The 24458-nt window shown below is 60.7% G+C and carries 19 protein-coding genes; 11 read left to right on the forward strand and 8 right to left on the reverse strand.

The features are described from left to right. Nucleotides 1-139: 139 nt before the first annotated feature. The 8 genes from MA04_RS08475 to MA04_RS08510 all read left to right on the forward strand — a co-directional run bounded on the left by MA04_RS08475 (nt 140) and on the right by MA04_RS08510 (nt 12414). On the forward strand, nt 140-1189 hold the full coding sequence (locus MA04_RS08475; RefSeq protein ID WP_158549015.1) for a FecR domain-containing protein: 1050 nt from the start codon (nt 140-142) through the stop codon (nt 1187-1189). Between the two features lie 42 nt (nt 1190-1231). Beyond that, a complete protein-coding gene (locus MA04_RS08480) occupies nt 1232-3568 on the forward strand; it encodes a CHASE2 and HATPase_c domain-containing protein (protein WP_262460109.1) in 2337 nt (778 codons plus the stop codon). 445 nt (nt 3569-4013) lie between these two features. Then, nucleotides 4014-4271 carry a DUF4212 domain-containing protein gene (locus MA04_RS08485; protein WP_163125396.1) on the forward strand — a complete coding sequence of 86 codons (258 nt, stop codon included), beginning with the start codon at nt 4014-4016 and terminating at the stop codon, nt 4269-4271. A gap of 29 nt (nt 4272-4300) precedes the next feature. Beyond that, nucleotides 4301-6097 (forward strand): sodium:solute symporter family protein, encoded by a 1797-nt coding sequence (locus tag MA04_RS08490; RefSeq protein ID WP_262460110.1) that lies wholly within the window; start codon nt 4301-4303, stop codon nt 6095-6097. A gap of 79 nt (nt 6098-6176) precedes the next feature. Continuing rightward, nucleotides 6177-7991, forward strand: a complete 1815-nt coding sequence (locus tag MA04_RS08495; RefSeq protein ID WP_262460111.1) for a DUF294 nucleotidyltransferase-like domain-containing protein — start codon at nt 6177-6179, stop codon at nt 7989-7991. A 45-nt stretch (nt 7992-8036) separates the two neighbouring features. Further along, on the forward strand, nt 8037-8642 hold the full coding sequence (locus MA04_RS08500) for a 3'-5' exonuclease (RefSeq protein WP_163125391.1): 606 nt from the start codon (nt 8037-8039) through the stop codon (nt 8640-8642). A gap of 26 nt (nt 8643-8668) precedes the next feature. Next, nucleotides 8669-8890, forward strand: a complete 222-nt coding sequence (locus tag MA04_RS08505) for a hypothetical protein (RefSeq protein WP_163125389.1) — start codon at nt 8669-8671, stop codon at nt 8888-8890. Between the two features lie 59 nt (nt 8891-8949). Then, a complete protein-coding gene (locus MA04_RS08510; protein ID WP_262460112.1) occupies nt 8950-12414 on the forward strand; it encodes a hybrid sensor histidine kinase/response regulator in 3465 nt (1154 codons plus the stop codon). Between the two features lies 1 nt (nt 12415). Here the strand turns inward: MA04_RS08510 and MA04_RS08515 are convergent, their stop codons facing one another. The 5 genes from MA04_RS08515 to MA04_RS08535 all read right to left on the reverse strand — a co-directional run bounded on the left by MA04_RS08515 (nt 12416) and on the right by MA04_RS08535 (nt 16003). Further along, on the reverse strand, nt 12416-13066 hold the full coding sequence (locus MA04_RS08515; RefSeq protein ID WP_022993755.1) for a response regulator: 651 nt from the start codon (nt 13064-13066) through the stop codon (nt 12416-12418). An 80-nt stretch (nt 13067-13146) separates the two neighbouring features. Next, the gene (locus MA04_RS08520) at nt 13147-13545 is read right to left on the reverse strand and encodes an ectoine synthase (RefSeq protein ID WP_262460113.1); all 399 of its coding nucleotides are present in this window, start codon (nt 13543-13545) and stop codon (nt 13147-13149) included. A 65-nt stretch (nt 13546-13610) separates the two neighbouring features. Then, the gene (gene ectB / locus MA04_RS08525) at nt 13611-14903 is read right to left on the reverse strand and encodes a diaminobutyrate--2-oxoglutarate transaminase (protein ID WP_026949823.1); all 1293 of its coding nucleotides are present in this window, start codon (nt 14901-14903) and stop codon (nt 13611-13613) included. 28 nt (nt 14904-14931) lie between these two features. Then, a complete protein-coding gene (ectA, locus tag MA04_RS08530) occupies nt 14932-15465 on the reverse strand; it encodes a diaminobutyrate acetyltransferase (RefSeq protein WP_262460114.1) in 534 nt (177 codons plus the stop codon). Nucleotides 15466-15469: 4 nt separating this feature from the next. Then, nucleotides 15470-16003 carry a MarR family winged helix-turn-helix transcriptional regulator gene (locus MA04_RS08535; RefSeq protein WP_163125385.1) on the reverse strand — a complete coding sequence of 178 codons (534 nt, stop codon included), beginning with the start codon at nt 16001-16003 and terminating at the stop codon, nt 15470-15472. Nucleotides 16004-16188: 185 nt separating this feature from the next. Here MA04_RS08535 and MA04_RS08540 point away from each other — a divergent pair, with 185 nt between their 5' ends. From MA04_RS08540 to folE2, 3 genes are all read left to right on the forward strand, one after another. Then, nucleotides 16189-17652, forward strand: coding sequence for a sodium/proline symporter (locus tag MA04_RS08540; protein WP_262460115.1), 1464 nt, complete (start codon nt 16189-16191; stop codon nt 17650-17652). Between the two features lie 23 nt (nt 17653-17675). Continuing rightward, on the forward strand, nt 17676-18614 hold the full coding sequence (locus MA04_RS08545) for a tetratricopeptide repeat protein (protein ID WP_262460116.1): 939 nt from the start codon (nt 17676-17678) through the stop codon (nt 18612-18614). A gap of 356 nt (nt 18615-18970) precedes the next feature. Beyond that, a complete protein-coding gene (gene folE2, locus MA04_RS08550) occupies nt 18971-19927 on the forward strand; it encodes a GTP cyclohydrolase FolE2 (protein ID WP_080530498.1) in 957 nt (318 codons plus the stop codon). Nucleotides 19928-20110: 183 nt separating this feature from the next. On the opposite strand, the gene MA04_RS08555 is transcribed toward folE2, so the two are convergent. The 3 genes from MA04_RS08555 to MA04_RS08565 all read right to left on the reverse strand — a co-directional run bounded on the left by MA04_RS08555 (nt 20111) and on the right by MA04_RS08565 (nt 24426). Continuing rightward, nucleotides 20111-20629, reverse strand: coding sequence for a porin family protein (locus MA04_RS08555; RefSeq protein ID WP_262460117.1), 519 nt, complete (start codon nt 20627-20629; stop codon nt 20111-20113). A gap of 290 nt (nt 20630-20919) precedes the next feature. Beyond that, nucleotides 20920-22230, reverse strand: coding sequence for a hypothetical protein (locus tag MA04_RS08560; protein ID WP_262460118.1), 1311 nt, complete (start codon nt 22228-22230; stop codon nt 20920-20922). Between the two features lie 87 nt (nt 22231-22317). After that, nucleotides 22318-24426, reverse strand: coding sequence for a TonB-dependent receptor domain-containing protein (locus MA04_RS08565; RefSeq protein ID WP_163125377.1), 2109 nt, complete (start codon nt 24424-24426; stop codon nt 22318-22320). Nucleotides 24427-24458 lie beyond the last annotated feature (32 nt).

Consider the following 24458-nt stretch of genomic DNA (forward strand, 5'->3'; position numbering starts at 1 on the left):
ACAGCGAGGGAACGCGCCGACTCGGCCCGAGGACAGGGCCTGCTGAAGAGGGTGGACCATGCAAGGCGTGAAAAAAAAATGCCGGGGGCAATTTTCAATGTCGCTTCAGCGGCGGCCCGGAGGATGGCCGCCACGGACGGTGGGCATAAGACATGGGGTGATCGGCGGCTTGTTCGGCGGACTGCTGTTCGCTGGCACTATGGCTGCCGCGCAACCGCAGACTGCCACGGAGCCACGGACTGCCGCGGAGTCACCGCCTTCGCCGAGATACTACATCGTTCGTCCCGGCGATACGCTTTGGGACATCGCCGAAGCCTATCTTGGGGATGCCCGGGCCTGGCGCCGTGTGCGTGACCTCAACCACCTTTCCGACCCCTACCACTTGCAACCCGACACCAAGCTGATACTGGAGGAGAACAGTCCTTTGGGTATCGATGTGCTTCACTTGGAAGGTGAGGTCTGGGCCGAGGACGTCGATGGAAATCGGCGGCCTCTGCTGACCGGCATGCAACTGGGTGCAGGTCAGTCGGTGGTTACCGGTCCTTTCGCTTTTGTATCCCTGCGTCTGGAGGACGGCTCCCAGGTGGTTTTGCCATCCAGCAGCCGGATCCGGTTCATCAAAGAGCGTGAGCAGGGTATTGTTCGCGTCCGCCTGGAACGTGGCGCGGTGGAATCCAAGGTCACCCCCCGCCCTGGTGAGGAGCATTACCAGGTGGAAACCCCGGTAGGTATCATCGGTGTGCGTGGCACCCATTTTCGTGTGCGTGAACAGGCTGGCGGCGCTACCACCAGTGTGCTGCGCGGGGCAGTGGCGATCAGCCATGATGGGCGGCCTCAAGGCCGGGTGCGTGAAGGTGAGGGGGGGCGTCTGGACAGCCGCGGCCGGCTGACCAGAGTGGCGCTGTTGCCCGCGCCCACCTTGCTGCCCGACTGGCGTGGCGCCGGCGGTGTCCTGCATGCCAGGGTCGAGCCGTTGCCGGGAGCTATCCAATACCGGCTGCAGATGTCCAGGGACAGCGATTTCATCGAGCTGGTACGTGAAGCGGTGTCGGATGATGGTGAGTTCAAAGTCGAGGACGTGCCCGCGGGGGCGTACCATGTCCGCTTGTCGGCCGTCGATGCCAATGGCATTGAAGGGCGCGAAGCGCATCATGTGTTTTTCCTGCGCGGGGTGGGTGCTCATCGTTAGGCCCTCTCGTTTTTCGATTCTCCTTTTAAGCAAGCTGTCCCGATGTCCATACTGACCAGCGAGGCGTTATTTCGCCGCCTGTTTTTTCAATGGGGCCTGTTGCTCCTGATCGCCCTGGCCGCTACTGGCTGGTTGGCGAGCCGTGACTTCGTACAACTCAACGCGTCGGTCTATGACCGCTTGATCGCTTGGTCGGACCAGCCGGTGAACGACGACATCCTCATTGTCGCCGTGGATGACCGCAGCCTTCGGGAGATAGGGCGCTGGCCCTGGAGCCGATTGGTGCACGCGGCGTTGGTGGACCGCTTGCATGAGGCCGGTGTGCAGGCCGTGATGATGGATATTCTTTTTCTGGAGGCGGAAGACGACGGCAGGGCGGACCGGCGCCTGGGCGAAGCCATGGCCCGTGCCGGCAATGTTTATGTGCCATTGGCGCGCGCTCCCATGGCGACACCGGGGGCGCCTCCCGTGGTTTATCCGCCATTGCCGGACATCGCCGATAATGCCGCCGGCATAGGCCACATTAATGTGGAGGCGGATATGGACGGCAAGGTGCGACGTCTGTATTTGTGCGAGGGCGTCATCGACCAGGTGGTGCCGCATCTTACCTGGGCGCTGTTCGATGCTCTCGTGGGCCAGGGCCTGGCCGCGGGGATGGCCATGCCGGGTGAGGAAATCCAATCGATTCACAACACGCCTTCCTGGCATCGGGACCACCTGGTTCGGGTGCCGTTTCGGGGGCCGCCCGGAGTGTTTCCCCGAGTGTCCTACAGCAGTGTGCTGCTGGGCGAGGTCCCGGACGAACTGCTGAGGGGCCGGATCGTGCTGGTCGGCGCCACCGCCTCCGGTCTGGGGGATCGCTATGCGGTACCGGTATCGGGCCGGATGGGTACCATGGCCGGCGTGGAAATCCAGGCCAACCTGCTGAACGCTTTGATGGATGGCTATGTCATTACCGAGTTGGATAAAGCCACGCGAATATTGCTGTCCATGGTGCCGGTGCTGGCATTGATGATCGCCTTGCTGGTGTCGCGTATGCGCTATGTCCATGCTCTGATGGCGTTGATGGTGGCACTGACCATGGCGGCGTGCGCGCTGGCTTTGCGGTTGGGAATCTGGTGGCCTCCGGCGGCGTCTTTAATGGGGCTGGTGCTGTTCTATCTGTTGTGGCAATGGCGTAGCCAGAGCGTGATCCTGCGCTGGTTCAGCACCGAGATCGAGTCACTGAGCAGCGAGCCGAACATGGTGCCGGAGGCCGGAGGCTCCTCCGGTATGCGTTGGGGCAGTACACTGCATCGCCGCGTCATGGCCCTGGAAGCCGGTGTGCAGCAGTTGCGTGCTTCTCGCCGGTTCGTCACTGACGTGCTGGATTCCTTACCAGTGGTGACTTTCCTGGTGGATGGCGAAGCCAAGGTGAAGGCGGCCAATCGCAAGGCGCGCTGGCTGGTGGGTAATCCCGCGGGAGTGGAGAGCTGGAAGTTGCGGGATGCGTTGCTGACGGTGGTGCCGGCGGATGCCGTGCCGGTATTCCTCTCCGAGGGAGGGCGCTTCGCCGATGTGCGTCACTGGCATGGTCAGGCTTTTTTTGATCGTTGGGGAAATCACTATCGTATTGAAGTCGCGCCGCTGTGGACGGCGATTACGCTGGATGCCGGCTGGTTGATCAGCCTGGTGGATATGACCGGCGAACGCCGCGCGGCGGAACAGCGGGCGCACATGTTGCGGTTTCTGTCCCACGACATGAAGGCGCCGCAGGCCAGCATGTTGGCCCTGCTCGATATGCAGAACGGTACCGCGGCGTTGCCGGCTCAGGAATTTCATGCGCGCCTGGAGCGCCAGGTACGATCCGCCCTGGACATGATCGAGGACTTCATGCAATTGGCCAAGGTGGAGTTTGGCGCGCTGGATTTCCGGGAGGTGCTGCTGGCCAATATCGCCATGGATGCACTGGACCGGGCCTGGCCCTTGGCCCAGGCCAAAGGCATCCGTTTGGAAAGCGACAACCTTGACGATGACGGCGGGCCGATTTGGGGAGATCAGGGGTTCCTGGTACGGGCGGTGTTCAATCTGCTCGAGAACGCGATCAAATACAGCCCGCCCCGAAGCGTGGTGACGTTGTCGGTTCTACAAAGCGGTGACCGGATCATTTGCCAGGTCAGCGATCAGGGGATCGGCATCGCCAGTCACGACATTCCCTATCTGTTTGAAAGCTATCGCCGTTTCGATGCCGACAATATGGCCACCGGCCTGGGTTTGGGATTGGCCTTCGTGAAGACGGTGATAGACAAACACAATGGCGAGATCCAGTGCCGGAGCGTGGTGCGTCAGGGCTCCACGTTCACGTTGAACTTTCCCGCCTATGCGGACGCCGGCGACTAGCGCCGCCGGCTCCGCCCTTCGACTAAAGTCATACTGTCGCGCCATCCGGCTTTGTTTAGTCTCTTATCTTAGAGCCTGTTCATGATCTCTACGCCACCGCGCCGGAGTTCCCTTCTCTCCTGGTGGAAAGTGTCGTCAGGGCGTGATTTCGATTGTGCGGTGTAGTCGTTCTACATAAACAAGCGTAATCGCGGTCTGGCGGCAAAAGGGACCCGGCCCTTCGGGTTGCGCTGGAAAAGCCGCCAGAGGACGCTGTGGCCTTTGACTTTGGCCCACCAGAGCCTGCAGTCCCCAACGCCCTCTGGCGGCTTTTCCAGCAGCAACGCGGCGGCGTATAGATCATGAACAGGCTCTTAGATGCGGACCGTCCGTGCCTGTGCGATGAAAGCCGGGCTGGCGGTGCCGCTGTCAGTGCAGTCATCGTCACTGGGAAAGGGGTTAACTAATGAGAGAAAAAAACGCCCGCGACTATTGGGCCGCCAACCTGAGATTGATCTTCTCCTATCTCGTTGTCTGGTTTGTTGTTTCTTACGGCTTCGGCATCCTGCTCGTGGATCAACTGAATGCCATCCAGTTCTTCGGCTTCAAACTCGGCTTCTGGTTTGCGCAACAGGGATCGATCTATGTGTTCCTGATACTGATCACCATGTATGCCCATTCCATGAACAAACTGGATAAGAAATTCGACGTGGACGAGCAGTAAACCAGCTCGATAACAATGAGGATAAGAGTATGGATGTCCAGCTTCTGACATATATTTTCGTGGGCGCGTCGTTCGCGCTCTATATCGGTATTGCCATCTGGTCGCGGGCCGGTTCCACCAAGGAGTTCTACGTGGCCGGCGGCGGTGTCTCCCCGGTGGCCAATGGTGCCGCCACGGCGGCGGACTGGATGTCCGCCGCGTCCTTTATTTCCATGGCCGGGATTATTGCCTACTCCGGTTACGACGCTTCCGTATACCTGATGGGGTGGACCGGCGGTTATGTCCTCCTGGCGATGCTTCTGGCGCCTTACCTGCGCAAGTTCGGCAAGTTCACCGTACCTGATTTCATCGGTGACCGTTACTACTCCAACGTTGCCCGGACGGTGGCGGTGATCTGTGTGATATTCGTATCGTTCACCTATGTAGCCGGGCAGATGCGTGGTGTTGGCATCGTGTTCGCCCGCTTCCTGGAAGTGGATGTGAACATCGGCGTGGTCATCGGCATGGCCATCGTGTTCTTCTACGCCGTGCTGGGCGGCATGAAAGGCATTACCTACACTCAGGTCGCACAGTACTGCGTGCTGATTTTCGCCTTCCTGGTGCCGGCGGTGTTCCTGTCCATCATGATGACCGGGCACGTACTGCCGCAAACCGGCTTTGGCGCCACCGTGTTGGATGCCTCCGGTAACGATACTGGCGTTTATCTGCTGGAGCGTCTGGATCAGGTGGTTCAGGATCTTGGTTTCGGCGCTTATACCGACGGCAGCAAATCCACCATCGATGTGTTCTTCATCACCGCCGCCCTGATGTGCGGGACCGCGGGTCTGCCTCACGTTATCGTGCGTTTCTTCACCGTGCCGCGTGTGCGCGATGCCCGGATCAGTGCCGGCTGGGCCCTGTTTTTCATCGCCCTGCTGTACACCTCTGCTCCGGCGGTGGGTGCCTTCGCGCGCACTAATCTGATCGAAACCGTGAATGGAACCGAATACAAGGAGTTGCCCGGCTGGTTCTACAACTGGGAGAACTCCGGTCTGATCGGCTGGATGGACAAGAATAACGATGGCCGTGTGCAGATGGCCGCGGGCGACCCCTTCCAAGGCAAGCCGACTTTCTCCGGCTCCCGCGAGGAGGCCTCCGGTGCACAGGGGGAACGCGTGCTGACCAATACCCCCACCGATAATGCCTCGGAGGTTTACATCGACCGTGACATTATCGTTCTGGCCAACCCGGAAATCGGTAACTTGCCGGCCTGGGTGATCGCCCTGGTGGCGGCCGGCGGCGTGGCCGCGGCCTTGTCGACGGCGGCCGGGTTGTTGCTGGTGATATCGTCGGCCATTTCTCATGACCTTTTGAAGAAAACGCTGGTACCCGGGATCACCGAGAAGCAGGAACTGCTGGCGGCGCGGCTCGCGGCCGTCGTCGCCATTATTATCGCCGGCTACTTCGGCATTAATCCACCGGGTTTCGTCGCCCAGGTGGTGGCCTTTGCCTTCGGGTTGGCGGCGGCCAGTTTCTTCCCGGTGATTCTGATGGGTATCTTCTATCGACGCATGAACAAGGAGGGGGCGATTGCCGGCATGCTGGTGGGGCTGGCCTTCACTTTTGCCTATATCGTCTACTTCAAGTTCATCTCACCGGAACTGAATACAGCCGATAACTGGTTGTTCGGTGTCTCTCCGGAAGGGATCGGCACCGTCGGCATGATCCTCAACTTTGTGGTGGCGTTCGCGGTATCCCGGGTTACCCAGGCACCGCCGGAGCACATCCAGCATATTGTCGAGGATATTCGAGTGCCTCGTGGCGCGGGTGCGGCGGCACAACACTGATCACAGAATCAGGAACGATAATGGGGGGCGGGGCGCAGTGCGCCTCGCCCCTTCTTTTCATAAACAGGGCAGGGCAAAGGTGGACCTGAATTTCGAGCAGTTGCCGTTTTCCCTGTTGGGTGAACAGGGTCGTAAGCGTTTGGGCCAGGCGGTGGAAATGACGTTTCTGGCCGCCGGTACCGTGATTCTCGACGCCGGTGACGCTACCGACTATGTCTATGTGGTTCACAAAGGTGTGGTGGTGGAACTGGACCCCCGTGCTCCGGAGACGTCCGCGCGGATTGCCGTCTATACCGATGATGATCTGTTCGGCGCCATCACCGTCTTCAACGGCACCAGCCGTTATCGGTTCAAGGTGGAGGAAGAAGCGCTTTGCTATTTGATTCCGGCGGAGCTGTTTCAGGCTCTGTGCAACGAAGAACCCGCCTTCGCGGATTACTTTCAGGCGAGACTGGCGGCCAAGAGCCAGTTGCTGGCGGAGCGGCGTGAAGGCGGTGTCACCCTGGCCGGCTTCATGTTGGCTCGGGTTAGTGAGTGCATGCGTGAGCCGGTATTGCTGCCCGCGGATGGCACTATCGGCGACGCGGCCACGGAGTTGACCCGGCATGGTGTCGATAGCTTGTTACTGGAAGCCAGTGGCCGGGTCGGGGTGATCACCAAAACCGATTTGCTGCGTGGCCTGGTGGAGGAGGGGCTGACTCCGCGAAGCCCGGCGGTGGGCTTGGCATCGTTTTCTCTGGTAACCGTTGATCTGGATGAATTTTTGTTCGCCGCTCTGGTGCGCATGACCCGGCACCAGGTGACCCGGGTGGTGGTGATGGCGGAGGGCCGAGCTTTGGGCGTGGTGGAATTGCCGGATGTACTCAGTTTCTTTTCCAGCCGCTCCTATGTAGTGGGCCTGGAAGTGGAACGGGCGGAGGATATGGATGCCCTGGTATTGGCCAGCGCCCGTCTGCCGGAGCTGGTGCAGGCGCTGATGGCTCAGGGCGTGCGCATGCGCTTCGCCATGGAGCTGATGGCGGCGCTCAACGGCCGTATTATTGCCCGTGCCTTTGAGTTTCTGATGCCCCGGACACGGGCGATGCAGTGTTGTCTTATGGTGTTTGGCAGCGAAGGGCGCGGCGAGCAGATACTGAAAACCGATCAGGATAACGGCCTGATTCTGGAAGAGGGCCTGAACTGGCCGGATCTGCGCGATCTTTCCCGTGCTTTCACCGACACGCTGGTGCGCCTGGGCTACCCCCGCTGCCCCGGCGGCATTATGGTGTCGAATCCGGAGTGGGTGGGTACGTTGACTGATTGGCGCCGGCGTATCCGGCGTTGGGTGGGACAAGGCGATGACGCCGCGATGATGCGGTTGGCGATTCTGGCCGATACTCATCCGGTGGCGGGGCAGGTGCGTTTGGTGGAACGTTTGCGGGACTTGCTGTTCGAGCACTGCAGCCACGATGAAATTCTGTTGTCCCGGTTTGCCCGTCCCGTTCTGCATTTCGCCACGCCGCTGACTTTGTTCGGTACGCTCAAAACCCGTGACCAGACCCTGGATATCAAGAAGGGGGGTGTTTTTCCATTGATTCATGGAGTGCGGGCGCTGAGTGTGCGTTATCGCATACGGGAAACCAGCACCTTGGGCAGAATGGCACGTCTGGTTGATGCCGGTCATCTGGAGGCGGAAGTGGCCGATGATCTTGGTGGAGCGCTGGCGGTGTTCTCGGAGCTGCGGCTGCGGCAGCAGATCAAATTCATGTCCGAACCCGGAGCCGCATTGGATTCCGGCAATCAGATCAGTGTCGCCGGTTTGTCGTCCCTGGAGCGGGATATGCTGCGCGACGCTTTACATGTGGTCAACGATTTCAAGAAGAGTCTGAGTCGGCGTTTCCATCTTGAGTACTGAATCTTGAGTACTGAATCTTGAGCACTGAATCCGGAGTAGCGAATCATGCATACCTTGAAGCGCATCTGGCAACGCCACCGGCACGGCGACGGGCCCTTCTCTCATCTGTTTGAGTTGCCGACGGATTCGGATGAGCTGGTGGCGATTGATTGCGAAACCACTGGACTGGATGTTCGCCGCGCGGAACTGGTGTCGGTGGCGGCGGTGCCCATCAGTCACGGGCGAGTGAGGGCGGGCGCTGCGTTGAATCTGCATGTTCAGGCGCCGGCCTCTCTGGATGCCACGTCGATTCGCATTCATCGTTTGCGGCCGGTGGATTTACGTGAAGGCGGCGATGTCCGCCGGGTACTGGAAGAGTTGCTCGCCTTTATTGATAACCGGCCTCTGGTAGGCTGGTGTCTGAGCTTCGATATGGCCATTCTTAATCGTTATACGAAAGCCTTGTTCGGCTTTGAACTGCCCAATCGCCGTATCGAATTGAGCAGTCTCTATCAGAAACGTCTGCGTCATCGCCAGCCCGAGCAGGTGGCGGATCTGCGTTTTGAGCAGGTGGCGGCGGATCTGGGGGTTCCGGTGATGGGCCGGCATAGCGCTCGTGGTGATGCCACCACGGCCGCGCTGATGTACACCCGGCTGGTGGAAAAGGGCTGAGCGGCGCTGGTAAGGAGCGGTAAACCATGGTGTATTTGGAAACCACATTGTTGACCCTGGGCCTGTTGATCGTCCTGGGTGCCTATGCGCACTATTGGCATCGCACCGGAGATTGGCGTGGCGTGGCCCGTTTCTGGGCCCGCGGTATGGCGCTGTCAGTGGCGGAGTTCAAGGCGCAGCGGGCGGGTGTATTGTTATTATTGCTGGCGGTGGTGATTCGCTTCGCGCGGGCCTTGATGCTGTGGTGATGCCTGGCGGAGGATAGGCCCGCCCCGGGCATCTTCCGGTATCGCGGTTCGGAGGCAAGGTGGTTTCTCTGTGGCAGTTGGGCGGCCTGGCGCTGCTGTATGTTCTGATTCTGTTTGTCATCGCCTGGTGGGGGGATCGTGCCGAGCGGCGTGGCCTGCGGGTGGTGAACAATCCCTGGAGCTACAGTCTGGCCCTGGGAGTGTACTGCACCTCATGGACGTTTTATGGCGCCGTGGGGGAGGCCGCCCAGCGTGGCTGGACCTACTTGCCTATTTACCTGGGCCCCATCATCACCGTGCTGTTCGGCGCCGCGCTGGTCTACAAGCTGGTGTCGGTGGGCAAGCAGCACCACATTACTTCCATCGCCGACTTTCTGGCCGCCCGTTACGGCAAGTCGCGCCAGTTGGCGGTGCTGGTCACGCTGGTGGCCATCATCGGCGTCTTGCCCTACATCGCTTTGCAGTTGAAGGCGGTGACCTTGTCGTTCGAGCACGTGCTGGGAGCGGAGGTGTCGCCGCCCCTGGATACGGCCTTGGTGGTCACGGCACTGATGGCGTTGTTCACCTTGTTATTCGGTACCCGTCACATCGACGCCACCGAGCACCAGTCCGGACTGATGCTGGCGGTCAGTTTCGAATCCTTCGTCAAGCTGGTGTCCTTCGTCATTATCGGACTGTTCTGTCTATTCGGTATCTACAGTGGCCCTTTCGATCTGTGGAATCGGGTCACCGCCGACGTCGCCGTTCGTGATCTGTTCGAGCCGACCCTGTTTTCCCAAGGGTTCGTCACCGCGTTACTGCTGTCGATGCTGGCCATCATTTGTCTGCCCCGGCAGTTCCACGTGGGGGTGGTGGAGAACAACGATCTCCGTCATCTGCGCAGCAGTCGCTGGGTGTTGCCGTTGTATCTCCTGCTGTTCGCGGTGTTCGTGCTGCCGATCGTGGCGGCGGGGTTGCAGATGTTGCCGCCAGGCACCAAGGAAGACATGTTTATGTTGTCGTTGCCCATGGCCACTGGCAATCATGGGCTGTTGTTGGTGTCCTTTATCGGCGGTATCGCCGCCGCCACCGGCATGGTGATTGTCTCCACCATCGCTCTGGCGATCATGTTGACCAACGAAATTCTGCTGCCGGCCTGGGTGCAATACCGGATCCAGGGCAAGGAAGAACTGTCCGATCTGAGCGGGCAGCTGCGTTTTCTTCGGCGCCTCAGTATTGTTCTTTTGCTGGTTCTGGCGTTTCTGTTCCACACCATCATTGACCGCATTCAGGGGCTGGCTCACCTGGGACTGATTTCCTTCGCCGCCGTGGCACAGTTCGCGCCGGCGCTGCTGGGGGGGCTGTACTGGCACAAAGGGCACCGCACGGGTGCCTTTATTGGCATGATCGCGGGCTTCATGCTCTGGCTGTACTGCCTGTTGTTGCCGTTGATGCTGCCGGATTCGGCGGTGGACTGGCTCAATCTCCATGGGCTGATCGGTCTTGGTGTGCTGCGGCCCCACGCCTTGTTTGGTATCGAAGGGCTGGATCCGTTGACCCATGGCGTGTTCTGGAGTCTCAGTCTGAATCTGGCCGCCTATATCTATTTTTCCCGGCGCGCTTTCCGTGAGGCGCTGGATGAAACCCAGGCCACCCGGTTTGTCGATACCCCCACCGATTGGTGGCGGGAGAAGATGGGCCATCCGCTGATCTCCACGGCGGAATTGCTGCAGGTCTGTGAGAGGGGACTGGGGCACCCGCGCGCGCGGACATTGTTCTTCGATTATCTGGAGCGGCGTCAGGTGCCGGCGGATCTGCAGTTGCCGGCACCGTTGCATCTGGTTCGCTATGTGGAGCGATTGCTGGCCGGGGCCATGGGGGCGTCCACCGCGCGTATCGTGATGGGCTCCCTGCTTAGCAAGCAGAATGTGCGCCATGATGAAATGGTGCGGATCATGGACGAAGCGTCCCAGCTGATTCAGTTCAATCATCAACTGCTGCGCACCACTATCGAGACCATCAGTCAGGGTATTTGCGTGGTGGACCGTGACCTTAACGTGGTGGCTTGGAATCAGGCCTATGTGCGCATGTTCGAGTACCCGGAGGGTTTGATTCGTCTCGGCAGGCCGATCGGGGAGGTGTATCGCTATAACGCCGGGCGTGGTTTCTACGATGGCGGCGATCTGGAGGAGGACGTCAATAAAAGGGTGCAGTTGCTGCGTGAGGGCCATGCTCACCGCTTCGAGCGGGAATTGCCCAATGGCGTGGTGGTGGAAGTGCGCGGCAACCCCATGGAAGGGGGTGGTTTCGTCAGTACCTACATGGATGTGACCGAACGTAAGCGTGACGAAATTGCGTTGCGGCAGATCAATGAAAACCTGGAGCAGATGGTGTCCGAACGGACCCGCCGGCTATCGGAATTGAATGCCAAGCTGGAGCAGGCCAATGAAGGCAAGACCCGCTTCCTGGCCGCCGCCGGCCATGACCTGATGCAGCCACTCAACGCGGCGCACTTGTTTGTTTCTTCCCTGGGACAGCGGCTGAGCCGCAAGGAAGAGGATTTTGCCTACGAAACAGAGGTGCTGGGGCATATCGACAGCTCGCTGCAGGCGGCGGAACAAATCATCTCCGCATTGCTGGAAATCAGCCGGCTGGACACTGGCACCATGCCGTCCCATCCGGCACCGGTGAGTTTGCGGCCCCTGATGCTGCAGTTGGGACAGGAGTTCGGCGTGTTGGCGAGGGATCAGGCGCTGAGCCTGCACCTGGTGGCGGCGGACGTGGAGGTACGTACCGATCCCACCCTGTTGCGACGGGTGCTGCAGAATTTGCTGTCCAATGCGGTGCGTTATACCGATCGTGGCAAGGTGTTGTTCGGCTGCCGCCGCGATGGCGACTGGGTCCGTATCGAGATCTGGGATACCGGGCCGGGTATTCCCGAGGATCAACTGACCCAGGTGTTCCGGGAATTTCTGCGCTTGCCGCAGCAGGGGCGCCGACAGGTGAAGGGGCTGGGGTTGGGGTTGGCGATCGCCGACCGTATTTGCCGGTTGCTGGAACATCCATTGACGGTGCGTTCCTGGCCGGACAAGGGCACCGTGTTCAGCGTCTCGGTGCCACGAATCCGGTCGCAAACACCGCTGGCCACGCCGGTGGATGTCATCGAGGAGCCGCAGAGGGATATTCAGGGCATGCGGGTGTTCTGCGTCGATAATGACGCCGCCTTGCTGGCCAGTCTGGAAGCGTTATTCCGTGCACTGGGGTGTGAGCCGGTGGTGGCCGGTTCCGTGGGCGAGGCGATAGAAAAGGCAAAAAATCAGCCGGCGCCGGATTTACTGGTGGTGGATTATCAACTGGACCATGGCGAGACCGGTTTTCAGGTGATCGAGGCGCTGGACGGCTACTGGGACGATGTGGTGCCGGCGGTCTTGATTACCGCTGACCGGCGCCCGGAGATCCGCACCATGGCGGAAGAGATGGGCGTGCAGTTTCTGCAGAAGCCAGTCAATCAGGATGCCTTGCTGGCGGTGCTGCGGGCGTTGTGAATCAGAGATCGCCGGGAGGCTCGATGGCCAGATCCTTGAGCGCCAGCACCGCCTGGGTCCGGTTGCGGACACCGAGTTTACGGAAGATAGCGGTCATGTGCGCCTTGACCGTGGCTTCGGAGACATCCAGTTCGTAAGCGATCACTTTGTTCTGCATGCCTTCCAGCAACATGCCCATGACCCGGAATTGTTGCGGCGTCAGGCTGGTGATGCGCTCGCGCATGGCGGTGTAGTCGGCGAGGTCCGGAGGGCGGGGGCCGCGGGCTTTTTCCGGTACCCAGCGTTCGCCGTTCATGATTCTTTCCAGCGCTTCGGTCATGGCGTCCACCGAGGCGGATTTGGGAATGAAGCCGTCGGCGCCGAAATGCAAAGCCCGTTGAATCACAGCGACCTCTTCGTTGGCGGAAATCACCGCCAGGGGCACCCGCTGATAGATATCACGCAGATAGACGAGACCGGAAAAGCCGTGCGTGCCCGGCATGTGCAGATCCAGCAGGATCAGATCGAACACGGCCTCGTCCTGGCCCAGGCGCTCCAGCGCCGCCAGGGAATCCGCTTCAATAATACGGGCATCAGCAAAACTGCTTGCCACCGCCTGGCGCAACGCGGCGCGAAACAGGGGGTGGTCGTCGGCGATCAGTATCCGGGTCATGCCCCGATTATACGCATGGCGAGGGGCAATGCCATGATTGGCGCGCGGAACCGCGCGCCGGGGTGGGGCCGGAAGGAAAGTCAGTCCAGGTCGGCGGGGTAAACACCGTTTTCGTCGTGGACTTCCTTGCCGCTCAAGGGCGGCGTGAAAGCGCAGGCCACGACCATGTCTTCGTTTTCGCCACCATACAGGTAGTGCTCGTCGTGTTGGTCGAGCAAGTAGATGGTGCCGGGGGTCAGCTCGTGGACGTCACCGCTCTCGACCATCTCGATTTTGCCCTTGCCGGACATCACATACACCGATTCCCAGTGGTTGGCGTATTTGATGTGGGTCTTGGTGCCCTTGAAGATGGTGGTGATGTTGAAGGAGTGGCCCATGCCGTCTTCCTTCAGGGACAGCCGCACGGACTGCCAGTTACCATTTTCCGCGACCACGCGGCGTTCGGTTTTCTCGGCTTCCGCCAGAGTACGTACGATCATTAAAGTAGCTCCAGAGTATGGCAGGGGAGAAAGGTGCTCCCCCGGGCGGGGGAGCACGAGTGGGATCAGCCTACGGAGTGTGCTTCACCGCGCTTGACCCGGTCGGTCATGACCTCGGTCACGCTGTCCTTGAGAATCTCCATGGCGCGGTTCAGATCTTCCTCGCTGATGATCAGCGGGCACAGGGTTTTGATCACCTGGCCGTCGGCGCCGGAGGTCTCGATCACCAGTTTGCGTTTGAAGCAGGCCTTGGTGATTTCCTCGGCCAGCTCGCCGTCGCGGCAGACCAGGCCTTGCATCATGCCGCGCCCGTTCAAGTAGAACCAATGATCATCGTAACTGCGGGCGATATCGCGGAAACGCTCGGTGATGATGTCGGCTTTCTTCTGAACTTCCTGGGCGAACTTGTCGTCGCGCCAGTAGTGATTCAGAGCGGCGGTGGCGGTCACAAACGCCAGGTTGTGGCCCCGGAACGTGCCGTTGTGCTCGCCGGGTTTCCACTGGTCCAGTTCCGGTTTCAGCAACACCATGGCGAACGGCAGGCCATAGCCGCTGAGAGACTTGGACAAAGTGATGATGTCCGGGTTGATACCCACTTCGTCGAAGCTGAAGAAGCTGCCGGTACGGCCGCAGCCGGCCTGGATGTCGTCCAGGATCAGCAGCATGTCGTGTTTGCGGCACACCTTTTCCAGATTGCGCAGCCATTCGAAGCTGGCTGCGTTGATGCCGCCCTCGCCCTGTACGGTTTCCACGATCACGGCGGCGGGGAAGTCCACGCCACTGGAAGAATCGCCCAGCACCTTGTCCAGGTACTCGGTGGTATCGAAGGCGTCGCCCAGATAGCCGTCGTAGGGCATGCGGTTGACGCCGCCCAGGGTAACGCCGGCCACGCCACGGTGGTGGCTGTTCCCGGTGGCGGCCAGGGCGCCCAGGGTGACGCCATGGAAGCCATTGGTGAACGCGATGATATTGTGACGGCCCTTGATGTTGCGGGCGATTTTCAGTGCCGCTTCCACCGCGTTGGTGCCGGTGGGACCGGTGAACTGCATGACATGGTCCATGTCGCGGGGTTTGAGGATCACCTCATAGAAGGTGTCCATGAATTCCCGTTTGGCGGCGGTGTGCATGTCCAGGCCATGGACGATGCCGTCGCGCTGGACGTATTCGAGCAGCTTTTCTTTCAGGATCGGGTTGTTGTGGCCGTAGTTGAGGGTGCCGGCCCCCGCCAGAAAGTCGATGTACTCCGCACCGGTTTCGTCGTACAGGTAGCTGCCCTTGGCCTGGTCGAAGACCACCGGGAAGCTGCGGGCATAGCTCATTACTTCCGATTCGTGGCTTTCAAAAATGTCGGTATCCATGGTTCCGTCGTCCTCTCTGAATTCGTTTTCAGGCGTCGTCCCGATTGAACGGGCCGATGCGCAACAAATGCTCATCCTGGTGCTGGCCGGCGAAATGCAGGCGCGAATCGAACAGGATGAATTCCTCGGTGGGCATGCGGCGCTCGTAGGCGAAGCTGCGGAACATGCCCCAGGAAGCTTCATTGTCCGGGGTGATGGTGGTTTCGATGTAGCGCACATCCGTGGCTTCGTCGCGCTCCAGCAGGGCGGCCAGCATACGCTTGGCCAGACCCCGGCCCCGCGCTTTCTCATGCACCGCTACTTGCCATACGAACAGGGTGTCCTGTTGCTTGGGCGGAAGGTAGCCGGAGATGAAGCCGACCAGGTCGCCATCCAGCTCCGCCGCCACCGAGGTATCGGCGAAATGGGTGCATTGCAGCAGGTTGCAGTAGACGGAGTTCTCATCCAGGGGTTTGCACTCCGCGATCAACTGATGCACCCGGGGGCCGTCCTGGCTTTCCGGCTTGCGCAGGGTCAGGTCGTCGTCCTGGTGTTCTTTGTCGGTCGTGTCGTCTGCAGGCATGGTGTCACTTCTGGTCGGTTTGGGAATGGGTGCGATGGCGGCTCCGGCGTTCCTCGGTTACCGGCTGAGCGCGATCGATGGCGCCCAGATCCAGTACCGGTGAAGCGTCGATGTCGCCCGCGTTCATCATCGCGGCGACCCGTTGCAGTGAACTGAGAATCAACGTCTGCTCCCAGTCCTGAAGCTGCTCGAAACGGGCCATGAACTCCTCCTGAAGAGGGGTGGGGGCTCGCTCTAGAATAGCGACGCCCTCGCCGGTGAGCGAGGCGTAAACGCGGCGTTTGTCCTGTTCGCCACGTTTGCGTTCGATCAGCCCCCGTTTCTCCAGGCGGTCAAGAATGGTGGTGACCGTGGCCTGGCTCACTGATACCTCATTGGCGATATCGCCCATGGTCAATTCCCCATGGGGTTCGATCGCCTGCAATACCAGCAGTTGAGGCGCGGTAAGACCGGCGACCTTGCTCAACTTCCGGGAGTACAAATCGGTGGCGCGAATAATCTGTCGTAACGCGATCAACACTTCGTCGTGTCTGGCCATGTCCGTTTATTGCCTTGATAGCGAATCAATATGACTGAAAAAAGAAAAACGCAATTTCGAGTTGAAAGGGGTTTTTGCGGCTAACCAGGCGGCAAGGCCGGGACCTCCGTGGCTCAAAGTGGTAGGCTAGTTTAGAGATATAATATTTAGATGTCAAAGTAATTGGCTGTTCGGGGAGGCGCCTGATGGTTCTGGCGAGCTTCATTGGCTTCATGTTGTTGTTTCTTCTGATCGGTTTCGCTTCGGTGCTGGTGCGTTCCCGAAGCCAGGCCGATTACCTGCTCGCCGGCTCCGGCGTGGCACCGTCCCTGACCGGACTTTCCGCTGTCGCCACCAATAATTCAGGTTTCATGTTCATCGGTGTGATCGGCTACACCTACGCCACGGGTTTGCCGGCGTTCACCATGATGGTGGGTTGGATTCTGGGCGACTGGATGGCCTCCACCCTGGTGGCCCGCCGTATCCGTGAGACCGCGGAGAAGCGGGACAGCCTTACTTTTCCGGAACTGCTGGCCAACTGGAATGGTACGGAATTCAAAGTATTGAAGACGGTGGCGGCGGTTATCGCCGTGGTGTTGCTGGGGGTTTATGCGGCGGCTCAGTTCAAGGCCGGTGGCAAGGCGCTGCATGCCCTGTTCGACTGGGATACCCGTACCGGCGCGATCATTGGCGCGGTGATGGTGTTGTTCTATGGCTTTTCCGGCGGGTTGCGTGCTTCGATCTGGACCGATGCGGCGCAATCGGTGGTGATGATCGTGGCCATGACGGTGATGCTGTGGACCGCGGTGCATATGGTGGGTGGCTGGGAGGCGGCGTGGACCGGGTTGCATGGCGTCTCCGATCACTTCTTCCGTTTCTTTTCCGAGGCGAGCCTGGCGCTGGGGTGGCAAGGGCCGGTGCTGTTTCTGGTGGGCTGGACGTTCGCCGGTGCCGCGGTGATCGGTCAGCCCCATGTCATGGTGCGCTTCATGGCGGTGGCGAACCCCCGTTCGGTGCGCCGGGCCCGTTGCTATTACTACGCCTGGTTCATCGCCTTTTACACGCTGGCGGTGGGCGTCGGGATGATGGCCCGGTTGTTGATGGATCAAGGCGTTGTTGACCCGTCGCTGGTGATGAACGCCGGCAAGCTGGACGCGGAATTGGCATTGCCGGTAATGGCCCAGGAACTGTTGCCGGATGTGGCCACCGGGCTGGTGCTGGCGGGGCTGTTCGCGGCCACCATCTCCACCGTGGATTCTCTGATTCTCAGCTGCAGTGCCTGTCTGTCCCGGGACCTGATGCCGAGCCGTTGGCACGGTTACGGGACCGCCCGTGTCATCACTCTGCTGGTGGTGGTGGCATCCCTGGGGATCGCTCTGTTCGCCAACGAGAATGTATTTGATCTGGTGTTGTTCGCCTGGGGGATTCTCGGTGCTTCGTTTGGCAGTCTGCTGGTGGTTTATGCGCTGGGTGGCCGTCCCGGTGAGCCGGTGGCGGTGAGTATGGTCGTCGCCGCGACTGTGGTGGCGGTTGGCTGGCGCCTGGCGGGGCTTAATGCGACCATGTCGGAGGTTTTCCCGGCGATGGTCGCTGCCTGGCTGGTGTTTGCCATGGGGCACCTCACCGGTTTGGGTGAACGTCGCCCATTGGAAGGTTCCCAGGGGCAATAATCAGCAAGAGGAAGAGGTGAATCGTGTTCCGCAAAGCGCTGCTTCAGCGGCTCAGCCGTGTTGGCGGAAAAGTGGGTGTGTTGATCGGTTGTCTGATGTTGCCGCTGGCGGTCCAGGCCCAAACCTCACAGGCTCCGGAAGACTCACGGAGCACGCCTCGGCCTGAGGCGCAAAGCGAGATTGAAAAGGGGCCGGTGATTTCCCAGTTCCGTGAAAACTGGATTCTCGGCGAATTGCGTTCCCTCCGTCAGGACATGATGGAATACCGCAACGAGATGACCAAGCAGGTCACCGACCGGGAACTGGAAGTGGCGGACAAGGCCATGGGCTACGCCACCAACACGGTGACTTACTTCTTTTACCTGATCGCCGGCGCCGCTTCGATTCTGGCGCTGGTGGGCTGGTCCACGATCCGGGATCTCAAGGACAACGTCCGTGTTTACGCGGAGAAGGAAATGTCCCGTTTGACCGTGGAGTACGAATCACGGCTGGCGGACCTGGAGAAGGAGTTGCGCAAGAAGTCCCTCACCATCGCCGAGAATCAGGAGGAAATCGAGCGCACCAACGAGATCCACAGCCTGTGGCTGAAGGCCTCCAAAGAGCCCAGCTATAAGGAAAAAATCGAGCTGTACGACCGCATCCTGGAACTGCGCCCGGACGACCCGGAAGCGCTGGCGTGGAAGGCCGATGCCGCGTTGGAACTGGGTGAGCAGCGTTGGGCGCTGAGTCTGTGTGACCGGGTGCTCGAGGTGGATGAAGAAAACTCCCATGCGCTCTACCAGCGTGCCTGCGCCTGGGCCGGACTGGGCGAAACCGATAACGCCCTGCGTGATCTGGAGCAGGCGGTGAATCAGTCGGACGCGCTGCGCCAGCATGCCCGGGCGGAGGAAATGTTCCAGCCGTTGCGGGACCTGCCCCGGTTCCAGGCGGTGGTCGGCGGTGAGGAGCCTTTCGACCCATAGGTCGATGCTGTCGATGCCATGAGTGAAAGCTGTTGGTCGGGCCGGAGCCGGTACTCCGGCCAACATAAGGTCTGTATTTTTCCCTTTATATTTCAATGAGATAACTGTTCAGGTGCCAATCGGTGTCGTAATCCACCGTGCGCCGGTGCGGCCATGGGCCCGTAATCAGGGCTTTTCACGGCTATTTCCACAACAGCAATAGGTCTATTTGGCTGAAGGTTTCTGCTACACTCTGCGCCCCTGAATGATTGGACGATGACAGTCGGATTGCCATCAGTGCTGATTCGTTGGGCGCCATTCTGTGTCCCGGCATCCGATTAGCGCCATCCCGCGTTCCGTCCTTATCGGAGATTTCCATGAAGCGCGAAAGCGGTGCGGACAACACCAAGGCGATGCCTGATGTGGCATCCAACTCCATGGTCGACCATATCGGCGGCACCCTCGATTGGGTCGGCATGAGTGAAATTCACTTGCCCGCACGGGTCAGTGATACCCGGGTCGGCGAGCGCCCGGTGAGCACCTCCATTCAGGCCTACGTCAATCTGGCTAATCCGGATGCCAAGGGCATCCACATGTCGCGCCTGTATTTGATGCTGGAAGAAACCTTCGGGGATCATTCAGTAAGCCCGGCTTCCATCGAACAGCTGCTCGGCAATTTCCTGGAAACCCATGAGGGGCTCAGTACCCGTGGTTTCGTGCAGTTCGATTTCGAATATTCCATGCGCCGCCCGGCGCTCAAGAGCAGTTACGCCGGCTGGAAGAGCTATACCGTGAGCATCAAGGCGTCACTGGGTGAAGAAGGGCTGTGCACCGAGATGTACGTGGAAGTGCCGTACTCTTCCACCTGCCCCTGTTCCGCGGCGCTGGCCCGACAGTTGATCCAGGAGAAATTCCGCGAGGATTTTCAGTCCGGCAAAGTGGATGTGGACGAGGTGTTCGAGTGGCTCGGTACCGAGGAAGGCATTCGTGCCACTCCCCATAGCCAGCGCAGTATCGCGCAGGTGCGGGTGCTGCTCGATAAGGCTGCTGAATCCTTCCCGATCACGGCGCTGATCGACTCCATCGAAGAGGCGCTGAAGACGCCGGTGCAGACGGCGGTCAAGCGTATTGATGAGCAGGAATTCGCGCTGTTGAATGGCCAGAATCTGATGTTCTGTGAAGACGCGGCACGTCGTCTCAAGCATGCGCTGGATCCTCAACCCTGCTATCGCGACTTCTGGCTGCGGGTGAATCACCTGGAAAGCCTGCACGCTCACAATGCGGTGGCGATTGTCACCAAGGAAGTGGAAGGCGGCTACCTGCCGATTCCCTGACGCTGATTTTCTGACAAGAAACGCGGCTCGTGAGCCACTGGTGAAAAGCACGCCGTCATCCCGGGCCTGACCCGTACGTCACCGGGCCTGACCCGGGATCTCCCTCTGGAGGGCACACCGCTTGGTAGAGGGAGATGCCGGATCAAGTCCGGCATGACGTTGCTTGGTTATCCGGTATGTCGTTCAGAACCGGCCGTTGACGCCGAACGCCAGGTTGTTCACCTCGTCGCCACTGCTGTCCACGGCGCGCAGATACTCCACACTCAGAAACACCTTGGGGCTGACGGTGAAGTCCACGCCCAGACCGAGGGAAAGGTCGCTGTAATTCTTGCTGCTGGAGCCGCCGGCGCGATAGTCATGGGTGGTTTCCACCCGGGTGACGCCTATCAGGCCATAGGGGCGGATCGGCATGGAGTTGGGGAACTGCCCGCGAAAATAAGCGCCGTACTGGCGGTCGATTTCCACCTTGGTGCCGTTGCCCAGACTGTCGTCATCCAGCCCCAGACCAATGCGTACTTCCCCGCCCAGGGTTTCGGTGCGGTTGATCCAGGTGCCCAGCTTGAACTGCAGCACCGAGGGTTTGGCGCTGCCGCCGCGATCCGGTTCCACCTTGCTGCTCACGTAGTCCAGCCCGGCGAAGCCGCTGGCGTTGGCGATCATGGGCAGGGCCAGGCCGACGGCCAAAAGCCATGTTTTCTTCATTACAACAGTCCTTTCATCACAACCACGATAGAGTGCCGTCATTGTAATGAAGTTTGCTGCGTAAGAAAGGTCGGCGGGTTGCGACACGCTCCTCCCATTTGTTATCTGTTATTCAGAGATCACTACGTAGTCGCTGTAGGAGCTTGCCTGCAAGCGAATGTGCCAACGCCGAAGGTCGTATTCGCCAGCAAGCTGGCTCCCACAGTTTGCGCCACGGAGTCGCTGTGGGCGCTTGCCAGGGTGTTGTGTATGAGCAGGCTGATCCAGTTGCGGAACAGCCCGCTTACCGTTTAATGCTCGTGATCGTGCTCGCCTTCTTCCTCTCCGTCGTGCTCGTCATGGTCTTCGGCGGCACCGGTCCAGGCCAGTCCCAACGGAGCGAAGCCGAGATCCGCCACCTCAGCGGTCACGGTCAGGGACTCCAGTTCCACGCGATGGATGGCCTGGGCCCGCGGGTCGGAGACGAACACCTCGTGGCCGTCGCCGCTGAAGGCCAAAGCCGGTGCCGGGGCACCGTCGGCCGGGACCTGGTCCAATACGGTGATCTGCCCATGGTGGTGCCACTCGGCGGTATCGATCACATGCAGAATGCCGGAATCGTCGAGCAGCACCAGGTGCTCCCCGTGCGGGTCCAGACCGTAGGCGAGCGGTTTGGCGTCGGCGGCGGTGTTCTCGCGCCACGCCACCTGCTCGGCTTCGGTGGCATCCGGGGCAATCCGGTAGAGGTTATAGCCGGGGTAGGAGAGGGCGGCGAAATCGGCCAGATCGGGACTGCCCAGGATCGTCGCCAGACGCTCCGGTGCGGTGACCTTGTGATCGTGGAAGTGGTCGCCGTGCAGCTCCGCCACCAGCGCACCGTCCTCGCAACCGAATACGGAATAGGTGGTATTGGAGGCGCCGCCGTGGAGTCCCGGGCACGCGGTGGCCAGGGTGCCCTCGGCATGGAAGTGATCGCCGTGCAGGTGATACAGCGCGATGCCGTCGGCGCCGCTTGCTCCACTGCTGACATTGCTGCTCAGTACCCACTCGCCGCGCGGTTCGGCGATGCCATGGTGCGCTTGCTCAAGAGTGTGAGAGGCGATGACGTCGTCACTTTCCAGGCTGCTGTCACTGAATAGCTGGAACTGGGAGCCGGTGGCGGCGTCGCCGTCGAAAAACACCGTGCCGAGCCCGTCGTTGCCACGGTAATGGGTGGGCTTAACGCCAAGCAGTGTCAAGGCGCTGAGCCCGGGAGTGCCGGTGTCGACATGGTCTTCGTGCCGCCAGATACCGCCATCCAGAATCTGCACCTGATCGTTGTCACGTTGCATGATCACCGCGTAGCGGCCGCCGGGGCTGGCGTGCAGTGCGGTAGCCGGATAGGTCAGAGCGAAATCGGCGATAGTGGCCTGTTGTTCCAGATCGTAAACGTAAACGCGGGAGTTATTGCCCGCGGCCTGAGTGAAGACCAGACGGCCGGCCGTCTCCTCGTGGTCATGGTCGTGATCATCGTCGCCGCCAGGCAGGGTGGTGCTGCCGGTGTCGTTGTTACAGGCGGCCAGCAGCAGGGCCAGGGTCAAGGCGCCGAGGCGGGGCAGGGCGGAGTGCAATGAGCTGTTCATGTGTCGTTCCTGAATTCGTTACGGTTTTATGACGTTATAGCGTTTCAGTAATGGATCGCACCGGACCCTCAAAGGGCCCGGCCGGTCTCAGAATTCCATGCGCATGCCGACGGTCAGATTGCGGCCTGGCTCCGGCACGGTGCGGGCCAGGAAGGAGGTGTGATTCCACACTTCCTCGCCCAGCAGGTTGCTGCCGCGCAGATAAACGCTGTAGCGCTGGGCCCCTTCCAGGGTGTAGCTGAGGGTGGCGTTGAGCATGTCGTAGCCCGGAGTGCGGCTTTCGTAGCCGGCGATGTCGTTCTGCGGGAACATCCGGTAGAACTCCAGCTCGCCGTCGAACGCCCGCCAGTAGGTGTTGACGCGGCCGCCCAAACGTTTCGCCGGAATCCGTGGCAGCTCGTTGCCGCCGCGACTGAACTGGGCTTTGACAATGTCGCCGAATACCGTGGTGGACCAACGCGGTGTCCATTGATAGCGCATCTCGGCTTCGGCGCCGGTGAACTCCACGTCGTCCTGGGTGTACTTGATCAGGCGGAATTCCTCGATCTGATCCAGGGTGCGGGCGTAGATGTAGTTGTCCACCTGGTTATGGAACAGACCGACATCGAAGGTCAGATCACCGCGAACCTTGCGCAGATTCAGGCCGATGTTGCGCGAGGTTTCCTTATGAATGGCGGAATCGTCACCCGGCGCACCGCAGGTGTAGCTGCTGGACACCAGGCCGCACTCATAGGTGTTGGTGGCTAGGTGAACCCCCCGGGCGTACATCTCCTGGGCATGGGGCATGCGCTGGGCGCGGGTGGCGGACAGCGACACGTTATAGTCCGGCAGAAACGCCCAGGTCAGCGCCGCCGACAATGAATTGGCGGAGTCGCTGTAGGAAGGCCGGTCCAGCGGATCCTCCACCGGGTCCAGACGCTGATGCTCGTGACGCGCGCCTACTTCCAGATGCCACTGTTCGGAGAAGCGGTAGTGTTCCACCGCGAATACCCCGAGGGTTTCGGTGTCGGTCTTTGGCATCAGGGCTTCGGTGCCCTGGGTGTTGAACTGGTGGTCGGCGTACTGGAAACCGACCACGCCATGCCAGCCGCCAATCGGCGCGTGCTCCGCCTCCACCCGGGTTTCATAGCCCTTGTGGCGGAAGGTGGTGCCCACTTCGCCGCCCTCGATTTCATGATGGCGATAATCGGTGTGGCTGGAGCGCACCTTGACCTTTTCGATGCCGGGCAGCGGCTGCCGGTATTCACCGCGCAGATCAATGCGGCGGGCGTCCAGGTCCACGTAAGGCGGTGCGTGCGCGCCTTCACCGTGGTCGTGATCATGGTCATGACCATCCCCATCACAGGACAATTGATCGCCATCGGCCCCGCAGCCCTCGAATTCGTGGCTGTGGCCGGGCAGGCCGTAGATGTCGCTGCGGTAGGAATACGCCATGCCCAGGTAGCCGCGCTCGCCGATCCAGGAAGCGCCGACACTGACATTGTCGCTATCGGCGTAGGTGCCATCGATGTCGGGCACGGTGAAGCCATTCACCTCATAGTCGTCGGCGCGGCGCCGGGAGCCTTCCACGTGCACCGCGAAATGGTCGCCGGCGCGGGCGGTGATGCCGGCGGCACCGGCCTTCTCGTTGGCCACCGTATTACCACGGACGGCAACGAAGCCCTCCACCGGACGGTCCGGCATGCGGGTGGGAATCTTGTCGTCCAGGACGTTGACCACGCCGCCGATGGCGCCGCCGCCATAGAGCAGGGTGGCCGGGCCGCGCAGTACCTCCACCTTGCGGGCGAGCATGGGCTCCACCGTGGTGGCGTGGTCCGGGGAGATATCGGAGGCGTCGAACAGGCGGGCGCCATCGGAGAGCACACTTACCCGTGGCGCCCCCTGGCCCCGGATCACCGGGCGGCTGGAGCCACCGCCAAAGGTGTCGGAATGAACCCCTGGCAATCCTTCCAGCGTGTTGCCGAGGGTGGCGTTGCTGCGTTGGAACAGCAGACTGTCCTCCAGCAAGCCGAACGATGAGGCGCCGCTGGCGGCGTCCTCGTCAAAAGGCAGCGCGGACACCTGGACCGCATCCAGCTGATGGGACGCTTGATCATCAGTGTTGTCGTTCTGTTGCGCCGAGGCTGGCAGGGCGGCCAGGGTGGCACCGGCCATCAGCCCCAGGGCCAGCGGCAGGGGTAAAGCTTTGCGTCTCATGGACTCTTTTCCTCTATCGAACAGGCACGCGG

It is taken from the genome of Alloalcanivorax balearicus MACL04, assembly GCF_025532145.1.
GTDB lineage: Bacteria > Pseudomonadota > Gammaproteobacteria > Pseudomonadales > Alcanivoracaceae > Alloalcanivorax > Alloalcanivorax balearicus.

Bases quoted from the DNA above. Each gene is read 5' to 3' on its own strand.
- MA04_RS08565 (WP_163125377.1), bottom strand. From the start codon at position 24,426: ATGAGACGCAAAGCTTTACCCCTGCCGCTGGCCCTGGGGCTGATGGCC.
- ectA (WP_262460114.1), bottom strand. From the start codon at position 15,465: ATGCCTGCAGACGACACGACCGACAAAGAACACCAGGACGACGACCTG.
- folE2 (WP_080530498.1), top strand. From the start codon at position 18,971: ATGAAGCGCGAAAGCGGTGCGGACAACACCAAGGCGATGCCTGATGTG.
- MA04_RS08540 (WP_262460115.1), top strand. From the start codon at position 16,189: ATGGTTCTGGCGAGCTTCATTGGCTTCATGTTGTTGTTTCTTCTGATC.
- ectB (WP_026949823.1), bottom strand. From the start codon at position 14,903: ATGGATACCGACATTTTTGAAAGCCACGAATCGGAAGTAATGAGCTAT.
- MA04_RS08490 (WP_262460110.1), top strand. From the start codon at position 4,301: ATGGATGTCCAGCTTCTGACATATATTTTCGTGGGCGCGTCGTTCGCG.
- MA04_RS08500 (WP_163125391.1), top strand. From the start codon at position 8,037: ATGCATACCTTGAAGCGCATCTGGCAACGCCACCGGCACGGCGACGGG.
- MA04_RS08560 (WP_262460118.1), bottom strand. From the start codon at position 22,230: ATGAACAGCTCATTGCACTCCGCCCTGCCCCGCCTCGGCGCCTTGACC.
- MA04_RS08535 (WP_163125385.1), bottom strand. From the start codon at position 16,003: ATGGCCAGACACGACGAAGTGTTGATCGCGTTACGACAGATTATTCGC.
- MA04_RS08520 (WP_262460113.1), bottom strand. From the start codon at position 13,545: ATGATCGTACGTACTCTGGCGGAAGCCGAGAAAACCGAACGCCGCGTG.
- MA04_RS08555 (WP_262460117.1), bottom strand. From the start codon at position 20,629: ATGAAGAAAACATGGCTTTTGGCCGTCGGCCTGGCCCTGCCCATGATC.
- MA04_RS08480 (WP_262460109.1), top strand. From the start codon at position 1,232: ATGTCCATACTGACCAGCGAGGCGTTATTTCGCCGCCTGTTTTTTCAA.
- MA04_RS08505 (WP_163125389.1), top strand. From the start codon at position 8,669: ATGGTGTATTTGGAAACCACATTGTTGACCCTGGGCCTGTTGATCGTC.
- MA04_RS08485 (WP_163125396.1), top strand. From the start codon at position 4,014: ATGAGAGAAAAAAACGCCCGCGACTATTGGGCCGCCAACCTGAGATTG.
- MA04_RS08515 (WP_022993755.1), bottom strand. From the start codon at position 13,066: ATGACCCGGATACTGATCGCCGACGACCACCCCCTGTTTCGCGCCGCG.